The following is a 15863-nucleotide window of genomic DNA, read 5'->3' on the forward strand; positions in this document are numbered from 1 at the left end:
CCGGCCCCTATTCGATGCGGTAGCTGAAGGTGTTCTTCACGTTGGCCACCGCCACCGCCTGGCCGTTGACCACGCGCGGCTGGTAGCGAAAGGTCCTGGCCGCGGCCAGTGACGGTTTGACGAAGAACGGATGGCAATTGCCGACCACCTGCGGGTCTTCCACACGCCCGGCAGCGTTCACCGTATAGGCCACCGTGCATTCGCCCTCGATCTTGCGTTCCAGCGCCTTGGCCGGATAGTCCGGCGCCTGCTTGGCGATGGGCAGGTACTGGCGGCTGGCCGCCTGCGCCTCGGCGCGCGCCGCAGCGGCTGCGGCATTCGCCGCCGCCACGCGCTCGGCTTCGAGCCGGCGGGCCTCGGCCAACTGCTGAGCTTCCAGCTGCGCCTGACGCGCCGCCTCTTCGCGGGCCAGACGCTCCTGGCGCTGCGCCTCGGCACGCCGCTGCTGACGTTCACGCTGCAAGCGCAGCGCCTGTTCCTCACGCGCCTGCTCGGCCCTTTTGAAGGCCAGGTCCGCCTGTTCGGGTGCTGGCGCCTCGACCGTCGCTTCCGCCGGCGGCGGCGCCACTGCCGGTTCGGCGACGACGGGCGCCGGCGGTTGAATCACGGGAGCCGGCAGGCTGATCAGTTCGGTGGTGAGTACCGTGGCAAGCGGTGTCGGCAGCGGCGCCTGGTGAGCCAGATGCAGCAGCACATAGGCCAGGCCGGCATGCAGGGCGATGGCGACGCCAATGGCGAGGCCATGCTCGCGCCAGGCCGGCCAGGCCAGACGCGGCGCGGGCATTTCCAGGGTCATGCTGCTCATGTCAGGGCGCCTCGGTGATCAGGCCCAGGCGGCTGACACCGCCACGCTGCAACTCGGCGATGCCGGCGACCACCGAGGCATAGTCGGCATGCTGGTCGGCGCGCACGTAGACCTGGGTCTGCGGGTTGGCGGCGACGATGGCGGCGATCTTCTCGCGCATCGCCTCCTTGCTCGGCGCACTGTCGGTCTGCGACTCGATATCCACTTCGCTGCCCAGGTTCCAATGGAAGCTGCCGTCGTCCTTCACCGACAGGGTGACGATGCGCTGCTCGCCCGGTGCCGGCAGCGCTTCGGCCGCCACCTTGGGCAGTTCGATCTGCACGCCCTGCACCAGCATCGGTGCGGTCACCATGAAGATCACCAGCAGCACCAGCATCACGTCGATATAGGGCACCACGTTCATTTCGGCCTTCAGGCCATGCTTGTGCGTCGGTCGAACCAGCATCGCGTCATCCTCCTCAAGCGGCAGCGGCCATGCCCGCACCAACGCCATTGAGGCGACGGTGCAGACGGCCCTGCAGCTCGTTGGCGAAAGCGTAGTAACGCGCGATCAGGGTCTGGCTGCGCGCCGAGAAGCGGTTGTAGGCCATCACCGCCGGAATCGCCGCGAACAGGCCGATGGCCGTGGCGATCAGCGCTTCGGCAATGCCCGGCGCCACCGTCGACAGCGTGGCCTGCTGCACCTGGGACAGGCCGAGGAAGGAATTCATGATCCCCCACACGGTGCCGAACAGACCGATGTAGGGGCTCACCGACCCCACCGTGGCGAGGAACGGCAGGCCCTTCTCCAGGCGTTCCTCCTGTTCGGCAATCGCCACCGCCAGGCTGCGCTCGACGCCGTCGAGCACGGTCTCCGTGCTGTTGCCGGCATGCGCCTGCAGCTGGCTGAAGCTCTGATAACCCGCCAGGAAGATACGCTGCAAGGCGGCATCGGCGGGCAGCTCCTGCTGCACGCCTGCGCGGTACAGGGCGCCTGTTTCATCGCTGCGAAAGCGCTTGAGGAAGTCTTTCGCCAGCGCCTCGGTGCGGCGCAGCACGCCGCCACGCTGGACGATCAGGTACCAGCTGATCAGCGAGGCCAGCACCAGGCAGAGCATCACCGCCTGCACGACGAGACTGGCCTCGCTGACCAGCCCCCAGACGGTCATGTGTTCGAGATGGGCTTGGTTTTGCATCATGCTTTCCTTCAATGGCTCGAGCCCCATGGCTCACATTTCAAGACACTGGCGTTACACCGGGATGACAGGCGTGACGCCAGCCGTCTCATTCCAGGCCCAGCGCGGCGGCGATCGCCGTCCAGGGCACGTACTTGTAGTTCTGGTTACCCTCGGGCATGCGCTTGCGGCCGTCCTGCACCACCAGCAGGCCAGCGCTCCAGGGGCCACCGAGGTTGGCTGAAGTCACCTCCAGGCCATCGGTCTCCGAAGCCCCGTCGATGCCGCGTTCGGCGTTCAGGCCGATGCGCAGGCTGCCGCGCAGCCTGTAGGGCGCCTGCGCCTCGACCACCACATAGCTGTCGTTGCCCTGGCTGGAGATCAGCAGGTAGTCACGCTGCCGCCCCTGATAGAGGGCCAAGCCCTCGATGTCGTCTTCGAGCGGGCCGCCCACGGCGATGACCTGCTCCAGCTCGGCCGGGGCGTCGGCACGGGCATCGAGCGTCCACACCGCCACGTCCTCCTCGCCGATGTACAGGCGCTGGTTGCGGTCGTCCGCCACGCAGCCTTCCGGCTGGGTCGCGGTGCGGAAGCGGCGCACCAGCTGGCCGCTGGCCTTGCCGCCGGCACCGCTCAGGCGGTACTGCAGGAAGCTGCCGTCCTTGTCGTTGACGATGGCGTGAATGGTCTCCTGGCGATCCTTGAACAGACACAGGCCATAGATCTCCCGCAGTGGCGTGGGGATCTGGCCAATCTCGCCGAGCTCACCGCTGGCGGGGTCGATGGCGAACAGCTGCAGGCTGTTGTGATCGCGGTTGCTGGCCACCGCCAGGTCGACCCGGCGCGCGCCCAGCTGGAAGCCGTTGCGCACGTCGACGTTGTTCAGCCGGCCGACGCGCAGGTCCTGCAGTTGCCTGCCGGCCAGGTCATAGACCAGCAGACCGCCCTGCTTGTCGGTGCCCAGCACGCGGCTGCGCTCGGGCTGCGCGCGATTGACCCAGATCGCCGGGTCGTCCGCCGCATCGCCCAGGCTCGGCGCGACCTCGCTCTGCACCAGGGGGGTGACCACCGGCACCGCCGGCGGCGCTTCAGCGCTCTCGGGCTGCCAGTTCAGCGCGGCGCGACGGGCGCCATCGTCGGCCACCAGCAGCAGCTCGAGCCCCTGCGCCGTGCGCCGGGCACTGACCTGCTCCGGCTCGTCCAGCCCGGCCAGGTTCAGTACAGCGGCACGCTGCCACTGTGCGGCGTGGCTCTGGAACAGGTGCAGGTTGGCGGCGGCCGGATCCAGCAGCAGCAGGGCATCGGGCAGCACTGCCATGCCGCCGGCGTCCTGCAGCTCGCCGAAGGGCGCGACCAGCTCCACCGGCTCACGCAGCAGCGGCGCCTCGGCAGCAGCGGCGTAGCGCCACAGGCCCACGCCTTCCTCGTTGACGTAGAGGCTGGCGGAGCTGTCATCGACCTGGCAGAAGCTGCTCTGCGGCGGCAGGCTCAGCGCCCGCACCCGCTGTGCCTGCGCCAGCGGTCGGCCGTGCTCGGCCACCAGCCACTGTTCGCCGATGCCCTCCTCGCCGACCAGGAAGAGGAAGTCGTTGCGCGCTTCGTCGCGATACAGGCACAGCCCTTCGATGGCGAAGCGGGTCTTCGGCAGGTAGTGCGGCGCGCTCCACTGCTGCGCGTCGTCGAGGCGCGCCAGCAGGGCCTGCTGACGCCGCTTGTCGAGCGTGGCAACCAGCACGCCACGCTCGTCGGCACGCTGGTCGAGGGTAGCGAAACGCCCCGCCAGCTCGCTCAGCACCTGGCCGTCGGCGTCGACGACCTGCAGGCTGCGGGCGCCGACCTGCAGGCGCTCGGCCCCCGGCAGAAAGGGCAGCGGCGCCAGCCACTGGGTGTTTTCGCTGGCGATCAGCGCGTCGCTGAGCACGACGTTCGGCGCGGCCGAGACGGCCTCTTGCGGCTCATGGCTCTGGCAAGCGGCCAGGGTGATGCAGAGCCCCAGCAGGGACAGGTTGGAAAAACGCATGAAGAGTTCCTGGTAACGGTGGCCCGGCCCGCTGCCGCCGAGTGGCGACGGGCCAGGCCATTGAAGATGTCGGTGTGGCGAGCGCCTTCCGGTGGACGAGAACGCGTTGTCCACCCTGAAACACGCAGCGCTCAGAAATGGGTCAGGGTCAGGCCGATCTTGTAGGTCGGGCCGTACTCCTCGTACTGCGCGTTGTAGCGGCGGCTGCCGGTGTAGACGTAGTAGGACTCGTCGGTGATGTTCTGCGCCTCGAGCGTCAGCTGCAGTTCGGGGGTGATGAAGTAGCCGGCCTTGATGTCGACGAACACCTGATCGTCGACGTACAGGTCATGGCGCTTGTCCTCCACCGCACCGATCTCGTACAGGTAGCTGGACTTGTAGTTGGCGGCCAGGCGCAGGTTGAAGCGCTCGTCCTCCCAGCCGAGCATGAAGTTGCCGACGGTGTCGGACTGGTTGGGCAGGTCGATGGAGCGCTTGGCGCCCTGGCCTTCGATGCTCGCGTCGGACTGGCTGAGGGTCAGGTTGGCGCCCAGCAGCAGGCCGTTCCACGGCGCCGGCAGCCAGTCGAACTTCTGCGAGTAGGCCAGTTCGACGCCATACAGCTTGGCGCTGCTGCCGTTGTCGAAGGTCAGCGCCTCGTCGAAGCCGATCCACTCGCCGCTGCCGGCCAGGTCGGTGTTGTAGATGAAGTTGTCGATGTCCTTGTAGAACAGGAAGCCCGAGACCACACCGGCACGGCCCATGTAATGCTCGATGCCGAGGTCGAGGTTCATCGACTCCAGCGGCTTGAGATCGGGGTTGCCGAAGGAGGCGTCCGCACCGTCGATGGCGAAGCCCGGCGCCAGCTGGCCGAAGGTCGGGCGCACCACGCTGTTGGTCCAGGCGGCGCGGATCGCGGTGGACGGCGACAGCTGGTAGCGCGCATGCAGGCCCGGCAGCCAGTGGTCGTAGCGGTTGCGGCTCTGGCTGTCCTCGTACACACCATCGCGCAGGCCGGTGCCCTTGGCCTCGAACTCGGTGCCCTCGTAGCGCAGGCCGGCGATGAAGCGCCAGTCGTCCACATCCAGGGTGTTCATCAGGTAGGCCGCGTTGATGTCCTCGCGCATGTCGAAGTCGTTGATGCGCGAGTTCTCCTCGTCGTAGAACTGGCTGCGATCCAGCCCGCCGATCAGGTTCTTGATGGCGCCGGCGCTGATGCCGTTGCCAAAGCGGCCCAGCGAGTAGTCGACGCTGCCGCTCTGCAAGCCGTCGAGCCCGACGCCGGTGAAATCGTCGTAGACCCAGACCTCGGTATCGCTGGTCTTGTCGCGCCGGCTGAGCTTGCCGCCGAACTTCACCTGCGCGGCGTTGCCGGCCAGGTCGTAGTCACGGGCCAGGTCGAGGCGGATGTTCTTTTCCTTGTCCTTGCCGCTGACCTTCTCCCACTCCACCTCGTCGAGTTCGAAGGCGGTCGGATCGTAGAACGCGTCTCCGGCAACGAGGTGCGGCTTGCGCGTGCCATCGAAACCGATGCCGGTGAAGTCGCCGACGAACTTGGCGCCGGCGATGCCGCCCGGGTCCTTCTCGGTGGATTGGCTGTAACCGGCCTGGCCGCTGATGGTCCACAGATCGATCATGCGCTCGCCACCGAACACGTAGGACTGGATTTCCTGGGTGTCTTCACGCGACTTCAGCTCGCGCCAGCCTTCGCCATCGCCACGCTCACCGGACAGCTGCGCGTCGTCGAACTCGATGCCGGCGGCATTGCGCGTCTCGGTGTCCTTGAACTTGCTGTACAGGGTGCGCAGGTAATAGTTGGAATAGTCGTCCGGCTGATAGTCGAAGTTCAGGCCGAAGCCGGTACGCTCACGGGTGATCTGGTAGTCACGCTGCTCGACCTCCTCCAGCCGCGCACCATCGTCGAAATCCCAGGCGCCGCCGGTCTCCACGTTCTCCGAACCGAACTTGCGCTTCTGCCAGCTGAATGCCGCGGCCACGCCAAAGTTGTCGGTGCCCTCACCCAGGCTGAAACGATCGCTGATGGCGCCGGAGAACTTGGGGCTGGTCTTGTCCACGTTGGTGTCGTGGCTGGCCTCGCCGGAGAGGGTGTAGAACAGGCCGTCATGGTCGAAGGCCGAGAGGCTCTCCACCTCGATGGTGCCGCCCAGGGAGTTGGCGTCCATGTCCGGCGTCAGGCTCTTGACCACCGACAACGACTGCACCAGCTCCGCCGGCAGCACGTCCAGCGCCACCGCACGGCGGTCGCCCTCCGGGGCCGGCACCAGGGTGCCGTTGATGGTCACGCTGTTGAGGTCCGGGGCGATGCCGCGCACGCTGACGAAACGCCCCTCGCCCTGATCGCGCTCCACCGACAGCCCCGGAATACGTTGCAGGGCCTCGGCCGCGTTGTCGTCGGGCAACTGGCCGACGCCGTCAGCATGCACCACGCTCTTGATGCTGTCGGCGCTCTTCTGCTCCTGCAGCGCCTTGTCGATGCTCGCCGCCTGGCCGATCACCTCGACGCGCTCGACCGCCTCCTCGGCCCAGACCGGTGCGGCGCTGATGGCGATGGCCAGCAGGCTGACGTTGAATCCCGCTGTGCGGATATGACGAAATGGCTTTGCCACCTTGAATCCCTCGTTTCAATGGCCCCTGGCGACACCAGGCGATGGCAGCGAAAGCTAGGAATGCTTTGTGGCACTTGCGTGACAGCCGCTGCCGGAGCGGGCCCTGAAAGCCTGTTTCGTGGCGGTTTCACAGGGGTTCTGAGCTGAAATGACCCGGCCATGCCGCGTTGACCGAGGCTCTGCGCGGGCATCGGAGCGGCCAGCGCCGGGTGGACAGCGGCGCCACTGCGCCCACGACCCCGCACCGGCTTAATCCAGGCTGAAAAAATCGCCCTGCACGGCACCTTTCACCTGAGCCGAATCGACCCCCGGCGCGGTAACCGAACCGTCATGCGCCTTTGTTTCCTTGGCGCCGAACGCACTTCCGGATCAGCCAAGGAAACCGCACATGCATCGCCCCCTGCTGCTGGCCACGCTGCTGGCCACCGCCCTGAGCAGCCCCCTGACCCATGCCGAGCCGCCGCTGCCACGCTCGCCAGGCCAACCCTATGCCGCCGGCAACCTGGCGGACCGCATCGTGCTGACGCCCGGCGCCGACGCCGCCACGCAGATGGCCGTGAGCTTTCGTACCGACCTGCGCCAGGACAGAGCCGTGCTGGAGTTCGGTCCGGCCCTGGCCGGCCCGCAGGTGGTGGCCAAGGCCCGCCAGCTCAGTGGCAGCAGTCGCCGCCTGGACGCCGAGAACGGCCCGTCCCTCTACCATCAGGTACGCCTGGACGGCCTCAGCCCGGATACCGCCTATGCCTACCGGGTGCAAGGCAGCGCGGGCTGGAGCGAGTGGCATCAGTTCCGCACCGCCAGCCGCACCTTCGCTCCCTTCAGCTTCATCTACCTGGGCGATACCCAGAACGGCATCCTCGAGGTCGCCTCGCGCAGCATTCGCCAGGCCCTGCGCAGCGTCGCCCGCCCGGCGCTGGTGGTGCATGCCGGTGACCTGGTGGCCTCGCGCGACGACCTCGCCCATGACGACGAATGGGGCGAGTGGAACCAGGCGGGCGCTTGGGCCTACGCCGCCATCCCGCAACTGGTCGCCGTCGGCAATCACGAATACCTCGACGACCTGCTGCCCGACGGCAGCGAGAGTCGCACGCTCGGCACGCACTTTCCCGCCCAGTTCGCTCTGCCACGCAACGGCGCCGAGGGCGTGGCCGAGACCAGCTACGTCAGCGACTACCAGGGCGTACGCTTCGTGGTGCTGGACGGCACCTCGGCACTCGACCTCGGCACCCTGGAGGCCCAGACCCGCTGGCTGGAGAACGCACTGCAGAGCAGCCAGGCGCGCTGGAACATCGTGGTCATGCACCAACCGATCTACACCTGCGCCCGCCCCGAGGACAGCGAACCACTCAAGGCCGCCTGGCAACCCCTGTTCGAGCGCCATGGCGTCGATCTGGTGCTGCAGGGCCACGACCACTGCTACAGCCGCCTGACCCATGTCGCCGGCCGCGCCGCCACGCGCCAGGCCCTGCGCAGCCAGCAGGCCATCGGCCCGGTGTACATGGTCTCGGTGACCGGCTCGAAGATGTACGGCCTCAACGATCGCGCCCACAGCCAGCCGGACCGCAGCGCCGAGGACACCCAGCTGTACCAGACCATCAGCGTGGCGCAGAACCGCCTCAGCGTCAGGGCCTACAGCGCCGACGACCGGCTCTACGACGCCTTCGACATCCAGCGCGACGCCAGCGGCAACAAGACCCTGCACGAGCCCGACCTGGCTACCCCGGCCGAGCGCTACTGCACCCGGAACGCCGGCCCGGACGGCCTGCCCTGCAGCGCGAGGGACAAATGACTGTCATCGAAATGAGACCTGCCTCCGGCATGCTCGGCCACGGACGAGCATTGCCGGGAGAATCGACCATGAAAGCACTGCTGAAACTGCATGGCCTGACCCTGGCCGGCCTGCTGCTGGCGGCCAACGCCGGGCTGCTGCTCTACCTCGGTGCGGGCGAGATCAAGTCCTGGGCCGAGATCAACTGGATGGACGTGGCCGGCGAAGGCGGCACCTGCCTGATCCTCTGCGGCTGGCTGATCATGCTGCTGAGTGGCCGCCCGGCCGGCTGGGTCACCCGCCTGCTGTCGCTGGGCCTGTGCTGCATCGCCTTCTCGATGTGGATGGACAGCCTCGACGAGTTCATCCGCCTGCCGCAGGAGACGGTCTGGGACAACTGGCTGGAGACCGCGCCGATGCCGCTCGGCATGCTGCTGCTGACACTCGGCATGTACCACCTGCAGCAGGAACAGCGCGCCATCAGCGCGCAGATGCGCAAGCGCGAACACCTGCAGCGCGACCATCGCCTGTTCGACAAGCTCACCCCGCTGTCCGGCGCCCAGTACCTGCGCCAGCATCTGCAGCAGGCGCTGCAACAGGCGCGCGCGGAGCATCAGCCGCTGTCGCTGGTGGCCATCGACCTCGACGACTTCAGCCTGGTCAACCAGCGCTACGGCCAGGCCGAAGGCGACCAGGTGCTGCAGGTGGTGGCCCAGTTGCTGCTGTTCAACCTGCGCCAGCAGGACATGCTCTGCCGCCTGGCCGGCGACCGTTTCGTCGCCGTACTGCCGAACACCGGCGAACAGCAGGCACTGAGCATCGCCGCCGAGTTGCGCCAGAGCATCGCCAGCCTCGCCCATCGCAGCCAGCGCCATGGCGAACGCCTGCAACTGCGGGCCACCGTGGCCGCGGTCATGGCCCTCGACGATGACGAGGAGCAGCTGCTCAAGCGCCTCAACCTGACGCTGGCGCGGGCCAAGCCGCGTCTGGCACACAGTGCGTGAGCGCCATGGGCTACGAGTGCGACAGTCGCTTCATCGCCGCTCATGATCTGCCCGCCGTGCTGATCGACCTGGCACGTTCACGGGGCATCGATACCCATCACCTGCTGCGGGGCTGCGAGCTGTTCTACGAGGACATCGTCACCGGCCGGGCACGGGTCAGCCCCGCGCAGTTCCTGCGCCTGATCGCCAACGCCAGGCGCCTGCTGGACGCGCCGGACAGCAGCTTCCTGTTCGGCCAGCGCCTGTGGCCCGGCCACTATGGCGCCGCCAGCCAGTTGCTGGAGCAGGCCGACAACCTGCTGCAGGCGCTGCAGGACCTCGGCCGCTACCGTGCCCTGCTCTCGCCCCTGCTGACGCCGGTGCTGCACCTCGACGAGCAGTACCTGCACCTGTACTGGCGCGACAGCTGCGGCGCCGCCGAGCAGCTGCCCTTTCTGCTGGAGGCGAGCATGACCGCGGTGGTCGCCCTGGCCCGCCGCCAGCAACACGAACGCCTGCCCTGGCGCCTGCAGTTCGCCTACGCCGAGCCACGCCATGTCGAGCAGTACTGGGTGCATCTCAGCGACGAGCTGAGCTTCGATCGCCCATCGACGGTCATGAGCCTGCCCCGCGAATACCTGCTGCGCCCCTGGCCGCACGCTGGTGCCACCGGCGCGCACATCGCCCGCCAGCAGTGCGACCAGCAGCTCGCGCAATGGGGCTGGCAGGGCAGCCTGCTCGACGAGCTACACGCCCACCTCAGCGCCCATATCCACCAGCCGCTGAGCCTGGAGCGAGTCGCCGAGGCCTTCGCCACCAGCCCGGCGACCCTCAAGCGCAAGCTGAGCAAGCACGGCAGTCATTTCCAGGAGCGCCTCGACCGGGCCCGCTGCGAACTGGCGCTGTACCTCTACCAGGTCAAGGGCTGCAGCAACGACGAGGTGGCGCAGCGCCTGGGCTTCAACGACATCACCAACTTCCGCCGCTCGTTCAAGCGCTGGACCGGCCGCGTGCCGAGCGAGCTGGGTGGCCTGCTGTGCCGTTGACAGCGGCCACTGCGCCCGCGCCTCAGGGTTTCGCCGAGCCCATGATGGCTTCCAGGCTGTCCGGGCGTGGTGCCCCCTTGTGCTGCTGCAGGCGACCCCGCTCGTCGAGGTAGTAGATGGCCGGCGTCGCCTCGCCGCCCATCTCGCCCATCAGCGCCAGGTTGGCGTCGAGCTGGGCCGCGATCGCGCCGGGAATCTTCGCCAATGCCTGCAGCTTGCTCTCGCGCCCGGCCGCCTCATGCTCGCCGAGCGCCTGACGCGGATCCTGCGCCGCGAGCAGCGCCGCGGCCTTGCCCGGACTGTCGGCACGCAGCATGCCGACCATGACATGGCGCAACTGCACCCGCCCGGCCTCGACCCAGGGCCGCGCCTGGCGCCAGAACAGGTTGCAGTACGGGCAGTTGGGGTCGGAGAACACGTAGACCACCCGGCCGGCCTTGTCGTCGCCATCGGCGATCCAGGTGCTGCTCTGCAAGCGCTGCCACATTTCCTCGCCCAGCGGCTTGTAGACCAGGCGTTCCAGCGGCTCCGCCGTCAGGTCGGTACCCTTGGCATCGAGCAGCGTGCCGATCAGCACGTGTTCGCCATCCGGCGTCAGGTACAGCGCCAGCCCCTGACCGTTGTAGCGGGCGGCATAGCCCTGCAGCCCGCCGGGGGCCTCGAAGGTGCCGACCACCTTGGCCCCACGGCCTTCGACGGCCTTGATCGCGGCGGGCAGCTCGGCGGCCTGCGCCAACGGCGCCAGCAGCGTGGCGAGCAGAACTAGAGACTTGATTGGTTGCATGATCATTCGTCCGTTTTCAGGGTTTCCAGTGCCCGCGCCAGGCTGGCGCTGGACAGTTCGCCAAGGTGGCTGCCGACCTGGCGGCCCTCGGCGTCGTAGAACAGGGTGGTGGGCAACGCTCGCGAACCGACCAGTTGCCCCAGGCGCCCGCCGCTGTCGAGCAGCACGTTGTCCAGTTGCAGCGTCTGGCTGGCGAGGAAGGTGCGGACCTCGCCAGCACCCTCGCCCTGGTTGGCGAACACGAAGGTCACCTGCGGATACAGGCGCTGCGCTTCGGCCAGCACCGGCATCTCGCGGCGGCAGGGCGGGCACCAGGTGGCCCAGAGATTGATCACCATTGGCTGCCCCAGATGCTCGCGCAGCATCACCGAGCGGCCCTGGACATCACGCAGGGCCAGGTCCGGCAGACGGGTGCCACGCTCCAGGGTATGCAGCACCAGGCTGCCCATGCCCCACACCAGCAGCCCGGTGGCCATGCCGGCGCCCAGCGCGGTGCGCAGCTCGGGCCGGCGCCACAGGTACCAGCCCCCGAGCAGGACGGCGGCCAGCAGACCGCCCCAGGCGATGAAGCCGCCGTCGCGGATATCGATCACCCGCCAGGGCGCATCCCGGTAGTGCCCGGCATACAAGGCGACGAACGCCAGGCGTGCGCCCAGCAGGGCCGCCAGCAACAAACGGAAGATCAGCGCCTCCGGGTTGACCTGGCGCTTGCGCCCCAGCCACCAGCCGACCAGCGTGGCCAGCAGCAGGCTGACCAGCAGCAACACATGGCCGACGCCGAGCGCCAGCGGCCCTACATCCATCGTCAACATCAGCCACGCTCCATCGCACTGTCCCATACCTGGATGAACTGCCGGGCATCGACCTCGCCGGTGATGCGCTGCTGGCGTCGCTCCGCGCCGTCCGGGCCGATCAGCAGCAGCGTCGGCGGCCCCAGCACGCGATAGCGGCCGAGCAGCTGATTGCTCGCGGCGCCCGGCGCGGTGACGTCCAGTCGCAGTTTACGCGCCTGCGCCAGGCGCGCCTGAACCTCGGCATTGCCGAAGACCTCGCGCTCCATGACCTTGCACGACACGCACCAGTCGGCGTAGTAGTCCACCAGCACCCACTGCCCACTGGCCTTCGCCGCCTCCAGTTCACGCTGCAGATGCTCGGGCTCGCGCACATCGACGAAACCCGCGCTGCGCGCCTCGGTCTGCGGCGCCGCCACGGCGCTGAACACCCCCAGCGGTCGCATCGGGTCATGCCCACCACCCGCCGCCCCGAGCACCATCGCCACGCCCCACAGGCCCAGCAGCGCGGCGCCGGCGTGGGCCAGCGCACGCTGCCGCTGCAGCTGCCCTGCCAGGTGCAACAGGCTGCTGGCCGCCAGCACCAGCCAGGCACCACTCAGCGCCAGCCAGGTGGATTCGCCCAGCAGCGGTTGCAGCAGGTACAGCGCGGTGCCCAGGAAGAGAAACCCGAACACCGCCTTGACCCGCTCCATCCACGGCCCGGGACGGGGCAGGAAACGCTGGCCGAGCGTCACCAGCAACACCAGAGGCGTACCGATACCCAGGCCGAGGGCGAACAGCACCAGGCCGCCCTGCAGCAGATCACCGCTCTGCCCGATGAACAGCAGCGCAGCCGCCAGTGGCGCGGTCATGCACGGCCCGACCAGCAGCCCGGAAAGCACCCCGAGCAACCCGGCGCCAAGCAGGCTGCCGCCCTCGCGCCCACGCCCGGCCCGCTCCAGGCGGTCACGCAGCGCGGCAGGCAGCTGCAGCTCGAAGAAGCCGAACATCGGCAACGCCAGCACCACGAACAGCGCCGCGAACGAGGCGATCAGCCAGGGCTGTTGCAACAGGCTCTGCAGGTTCGCCCCGAGCAGCGCGGCGACGACGCCGAGCAGGGCGTAGACCAGCGCCATGCTCAGCGCATAGCTGCCTGCCAGGGCGAAACCACGCGCCGGCGAAGCCCGGCTGCCCACCACGATGCCGGCCAGAATCGGCAGCATCGGCAACGAACAGGGGGTGAACGCCAGCAACAGGCCAAGGCCGAAGAACACCGCCATGCTCAGCCACAGCGCCTGCTGCTGCAGGCCGTCGAGCAGGGCCAGGTCGTCGGCCTGGGCGACGTTGATGGCACCACCGCCAAGGTCGAGGGTGCGGCTCTGCGGCGGGTAGCACAGGCCGGCATCGGCACAGCCCTGCCACTGCACCTCGATACGCCCACGGGCCTCGGCCGGCAGGCTCAGTTGCAGACGCTCACGGTAGATCTGCGAGGCGCCGAAGTACTCGTCCTCATGCGCCAGCCCCGTGGGCAGTTCAGGGGCATGCGCGTCCGCCAGGCCGATGAACTTCAGGCGCTGCCGATACAGGTAATAGCCCGGCGCGATGTCCCAGCTCAGTGTCGTTGCGCCCCCATCCTGCTGCTGCACATCGAACACGAACGCCTGATCGACAGGCAGGAATTCCTCGTCCGCGCGCGGGCCGTCGAACGGCAGTGCGGCGAACACGGAGGCGCAGAACAGGCTCAGCAGGAGGATGACGACACGCATGCGGGCACCTTGAAATCCAGGATGCGTCGAGCATGCCAGAGGGCAATTAACAGGCGATTAACAGTGCCCGGGGCAGCGCCGATAATCCTGTCTTAATCGGGATGAGCGATACTGTCGACTCGCCCTTCTCGCGCCCTTTCGAACATGCACGTGCTCCTCACCGAAGACAACTCGCTGATCGCCAGTGGCCTGATCGCAGGCCTGCAGGCACAGGGCTTCACCGTCGCCCACACGGCCAGCGCGGCGGCGACGCAAAGCCTGTTGCAGCACAGTCACTTCGACCTGCTGATCCTCGATCTCGGCCTGCCCGACGAAGACGGCCTGAACCTGCTGCGCCGCCTGCGCCGTGACGGCCTGGCCCTGCCGGTGCTGGTCCTCACCGCGCGCGACGCCGTGGCCGAGCGTGTCGCCGGCCTGCAGGCGGGTGCCGACGACTACCTGACCAAGCCCTTCGACCTGCGCGAGCTGGCCGCACGCCTGCATGCCCTGCTGCGCCGCGCAGCCGGCAGGACCACGCACCTGATCGAACACGGCCCGCTGCAGTACGACCCGACCCGCTGCACCGTCAGCCTCGCCGGCGTCCCCGTCGACCTGTCGCGGCGCGAGCAGGCGCTGTTGCAGGCGCTGCTGCAGAACCCGGGGCGGATTCTCAGCAGCGAGCACCTCAAGGACTCGGTGTACGGCCTGGACGATGACGTCGAGAGCAATGCCCTCAACGTGCACATCCATCACCTGCGCCGCAAGCTCGGCAACGGCATCGTCGAGACCGTGCGCGGCCTGGGCTACCGGCTCGGCACCGCCGGCCACGAGGAGCAGCCCCGATGAGCCTGCGCCTGCGTCTGACCCTCGGCCTCGGTGCCGCCTTCGTGCTGCTCTGGTCACTGGCCGCCACCTGGATGCTCTACGACCTGCGCAGCCAGTTGCTGCAGTCGCTCGACGAACGCCTGGCCGCCTCGGCCCGCATGGTCGCCGGCCTGCTGGTGCAATTGCCGCAGGCGCGCACCAGCCAGGACGGCAGCACCCGCCTGAGTGCGGAGCAGCTGGGCATTCCCAATGGCCTGGCCTGCCAGATCAGCTCGCTGCGCGGCGAGGTGCTGGCACGCAGCCACTCGACGCCGGAGAACATGCTCGATGCCAGCCAGCAGGGCTTCCACGATCAGGTCATCGGTGACCAGCTGTGGCGCAGCTTCACCCTGATCCAGGATGACCTGCGCATCACCACCGCCGACCGCCTGGATGAACGGGCCACGCTGCAACGCTCGATCCTGCTGGCCGCTGCGGTGCCGGTGGCGGTCGCCCTGCTCGGCAGCCTCGCCCTGCTCTGGGTCGGCCTGGGGCGGGGCCTGGCGCCGCTGGAGCGAATCCGGGCGGCGCTCGCCGGACGCAGCGCCAACGCCAGCGAACCGCTGCCGTTGACCGACCTGCCCGCCGAGCTGGCGCCGCTGGTGGAGGCACAGAACCAGCTGTTCCAGCGCATCGGCGCCACCCTGGAGCGCGAGCGGCGCCTGACCGACGATGCCGCCCACGAACTGCGCAGCCCGCTGACTGCGGTAAAAACCCACCTGCAGGTCGCGGCCATGACCGAGGGTGAGCCGGCACGGATCGCCATCGCCATGGCGGAACAGGGCGCCGATCACCTGCAGCGCATACTCGAACAGCTACTGATGCTCGCACGGGTCGAAGGCAACCTGCCCTTCGATGAAGGCCTGCCATGCCGCCCGCTGGAAATCGCGCAGCAGGCCATCGCCGATGCGACGCACAAGCCGGGTGCGGCCATAGAACTGAGTGTTGCCGACGACCTGTCCGAGCAGTGCCTGGCCATGCCCCCGGCCCTGGCCATCGCTGCCTTGCGCAACCTGCTGGAGAACGCCCGCCGGCACACGAGGCCAGGCACCCAGGTAGACCTGCACATCGCACGCGACGGCCAGGGTCGCGTGCGCTTCAGCATCCGCGACCAAGGCCCGGGCATCACCCCCGAGCGCCTGCAACGCGTCACCGAGCGCTTCTGGCGCAGCGCCGACAGCGACGGTAGCGGCCTGGGCCTGTCCATCGTCCAGGCCATCGCCGAACGCTGCGGCTGCAGCCTGCAGTTCATCGCCCATGCCGATGGCCTGGAGGTGTGCCTCGCGGCCCGGCTGCGCAACGAAGGCGGCTGAGC

13 protein-coding genes are annotated in these 15863 nt (G+C 68.5%); 5 read left to right on the plus strand and 8 right to left on the minus strand.

All coding sequences use genetic code 11. The annotated features are described in order from the left end of the window. Nucleotides 1–7: 7 nt before the first annotated feature. The 5 genes from JLK41_RS20745 to JLK41_RS20765 form a co-directional block, all read right to left on the minus strand. A complete protein-coding gene (locus tag JLK41_RS20745) occupies nucleotides 8–805 on the minus strand; it encodes an energy transducer TonB (protein WP_210389730.1) in 798 nt (265 codons plus the stop codon). Between the two features lies 1 nt (nucleotide 806). Beyond that, complete coding sequence (gene tolR, locus JLK41_RS20750) at nucleotides 807–1250, minus strand: protein TolR (RefSeq protein WP_210389731.1); 444 nt, start codon at nucleotides 1248–1250, stop codon at nucleotides 807–809. A gap of 13 nt (nucleotides 1251–1263) precedes the next feature. Next, nucleotides 1264–1980: a protein TolQ gene (tolQ, locus tag JLK41_RS20755; protein ID WP_037051699.1), complete on the minus strand. Its 717-nt coding sequence runs from the start codon at nucleotides 1978–1980 to the stop codon at nucleotides 1264–1266. Between the two features lie 88 nt (nucleotides 1981–2068). Next, entirely contained in the window at nucleotides 2069–3979 is a 1911-nt protein-coding gene (locus tag JLK41_RS20760; RefSeq protein WP_210389732.1) for a phytase, read from the minus strand. A 131-nt stretch (nucleotides 3980–4110) separates the two neighbouring features. After that, the gene (locus JLK41_RS20765; protein ID WP_150606589.1) at nucleotides 4111–6585 is read right to left on the minus strand and encodes a TonB-dependent receptor; all 2475 of its coding nucleotides are present in this window, start codon (nucleotides 6583–6585) and stop codon (nucleotides 4111–4113) included. 388 nt (nucleotides 6586–6973) lie between these two features. Between JLK41_RS20765 and JLK41_RS20770 the strand changes: the two genes are divergently transcribed. The 3 genes from JLK41_RS20770 to JLK41_RS20780 all read left to right on the plus strand — a co-directional run bounded on the left by JLK41_RS20770 (nucleotide 6974) and on the right by JLK41_RS20780 (nucleotide 10382). Further along, complete coding sequence (locus JLK41_RS20770; protein WP_210389733.1) at nucleotides 6974–8374, plus strand: purple acid phosphatase family protein; 1401 nt, start codon at nucleotides 6974–6976, stop codon at nucleotides 8372–8374. 68 nt (nucleotides 8375–8442) lie between these two features. Continuing rightward, nucleotides 8443–9357, plus strand: a complete 915-nt coding sequence (locus JLK41_RS20775; RefSeq protein ID WP_037051692.1) for a GGDEF domain-containing protein — start codon at nucleotides 8443–8445, stop codon at nucleotides 9355–9357. A gap of 5 nt (nucleotides 9358–9362) precedes the next feature. After that, nucleotides 9363–10382: an AraC family transcriptional regulator ligand-binding domain-containing protein gene (locus JLK41_RS20780; RefSeq protein WP_037051690.1), complete on the plus strand. Its 1020-nt coding sequence runs from the start codon at nucleotides 9363–9365 to the stop codon at nucleotides 10380–10382. 22 nt (nucleotides 10383–10404) lie between these two features. Here JLK41_RS20780 and dsbG read toward each other — a convergent pair whose 3' ends face one another. The 3 genes from dsbG to dsbD are packed head-to-tail and all read right to left on the minus strand — an operon-like array spanning nucleotide 10405 to nucleotide 13705. Then, on the minus strand, nucleotides 10405–11166 hold the full coding sequence (dsbG, locus tag JLK41_RS20785; protein WP_425321828.1) for a thiol:disulfide interchange protein DsbG: 762 nt from the start codon (nucleotides 11164–11166) through the stop codon (nucleotides 10405–10407). A gap of 2 nt (nucleotides 11167–11168) precedes the next feature. After that, a complete protein-coding gene (locus tag JLK41_RS20790) occupies nucleotides 11169–11978 on the minus strand; it encodes a TlpA family protein disulfide reductase (RefSeq protein WP_210389735.1) in 810 nt (269 codons plus the stop codon). Beyond that, nucleotides 11978–13705, minus strand: a complete 1728-nt coding sequence (dsbD, locus tag JLK41_RS20795) for a protein-disulfide reductase DsbD (RefSeq protein WP_210389736.1) — start codon at nucleotides 13703–13705, stop codon at nucleotides 11978–11980. The genes JLK41_RS20790 and dsbD overlap by 1 nt, the downstream gene beginning before the upstream one ends. A 144-nt stretch (nucleotides 13706–13849) precedes the next feature. On the opposite strand from dsbD, the gene JLK41_RS20800 reads away from it, so the two are divergent. Both JLK41_RS20800 and JLK41_RS20805 read left to right on the plus strand, forming a co-directional pair. Beyond that, nucleotides 13850–14530 carry a response regulator gene (locus JLK41_RS20800; RefSeq protein WP_047592179.1) on the plus strand — a complete coding sequence of 227 codons (681 nt, stop codon included), beginning with the start codon at nucleotides 13850–13852 and terminating at the stop codon, nucleotides 14528–14530. After that, on the plus strand, nucleotides 14527–15861 hold the full coding sequence (locus JLK41_RS20805; protein ID WP_210389737.1) for an ATP-binding protein: 1335 nt from the start codon (nucleotides 14527–14529) through the stop codon (nucleotides 15859–15861). The genes JLK41_RS20800 and JLK41_RS20805 overlap by 4 nt, the downstream gene beginning before the upstream one ends. The last annotated feature ends 2 nt before the right edge of the window (nucleotides 15862–15863 follow it).

This window comes from Ectopseudomonas khazarica (assembly GCF_017915135.1).
In the GTDB taxonomy this organism is placed as follows: Bacteria; Pseudomonadota; Gammaproteobacteria; order Pseudomonadales; family Pseudomonadaceae; genus Aquipseudomonas; species Aquipseudomonas khazarica.

Excerpts from the sequence above, each read along its gene's own strand:
- dsbG (WP_425321828.1), bottom strand. The coding sequence starts at position 11,166 with ATGCAACCAATCAAGTCTCTAGTTCTGCTCGCCACGCTGCTGGCGCCG.
- JLK41_RS20790 (WP_210389735.1), bottom strand. The coding sequence starts at position 11,978 with ATGTTGACGATGGATGTAGGGCCGCTGGCGCTCGGCGTCGGCCATGTG.
- JLK41_RS20770 (WP_210389733.1), top strand. The coding sequence starts at position 6,974 with ATGCATCGCCCCCTGCTGCTGGCCACGCTGCTGGCCACCGCCCTGAGC.
- JLK41_RS20805 (WP_210389737.1), top strand. The coding sequence starts at position 14,527 with ATGAGCCTGCGCCTGCGTCTGACCCTCGGCCTCGGTGCCGCCTTCGTG.
- JLK41_RS20800 (WP_047592179.1), top strand. The coding sequence starts at position 13,850 with ATGCACGTGCTCCTCACCGAAGACAACTCGCTGATCGCCAGTGGCCTG.
- dsbD (WP_210389736.1), bottom strand. The coding sequence starts at position 13,705 with ATGCGTGTCGTCATCCTCCTGCTGAGCCTGTTCTGCGCCTCCGTGTTC.
- JLK41_RS20745 (WP_210389730.1), bottom strand. The coding sequence starts at position 805 with ATGAGCAGCATGACCCTGGAAATGCCCGCGCCGCGTCTGGCCTGGCCG.
- tolR (WP_210389731.1), bottom strand. The coding sequence starts at position 1,250 with ATGCTGGTTCGACCGACGCACAAGCATGGCCTGAAGGCCGAAATGAAC.
- JLK41_RS20775 (WP_037051692.1), top strand. The coding sequence starts at position 8,443 with ATGAAAGCACTGCTGAAACTGCATGGCCTGACCCTGGCCGGCCTGCTG.
- tolQ (WP_037051699.1), bottom strand. The coding sequence starts at position 1,980 with ATGCAAAACCAAGCCCATCTCGAACACATGACCGTCTGGGGGCTGGTC.
- JLK41_RS20780 (WP_037051690.1), top strand. The coding sequence starts at position 9,363 with ATGGGCTACGAGTGCGACAGTCGCTTCATCGCCGCTCATGATCTGCCC.
- JLK41_RS20760 (WP_210389732.1), bottom strand. The coding sequence starts at position 3,979 with ATGCGTTTTTCCAACCTGTCCCTGCTGGGGCTCTGCATCACCCTGGCC.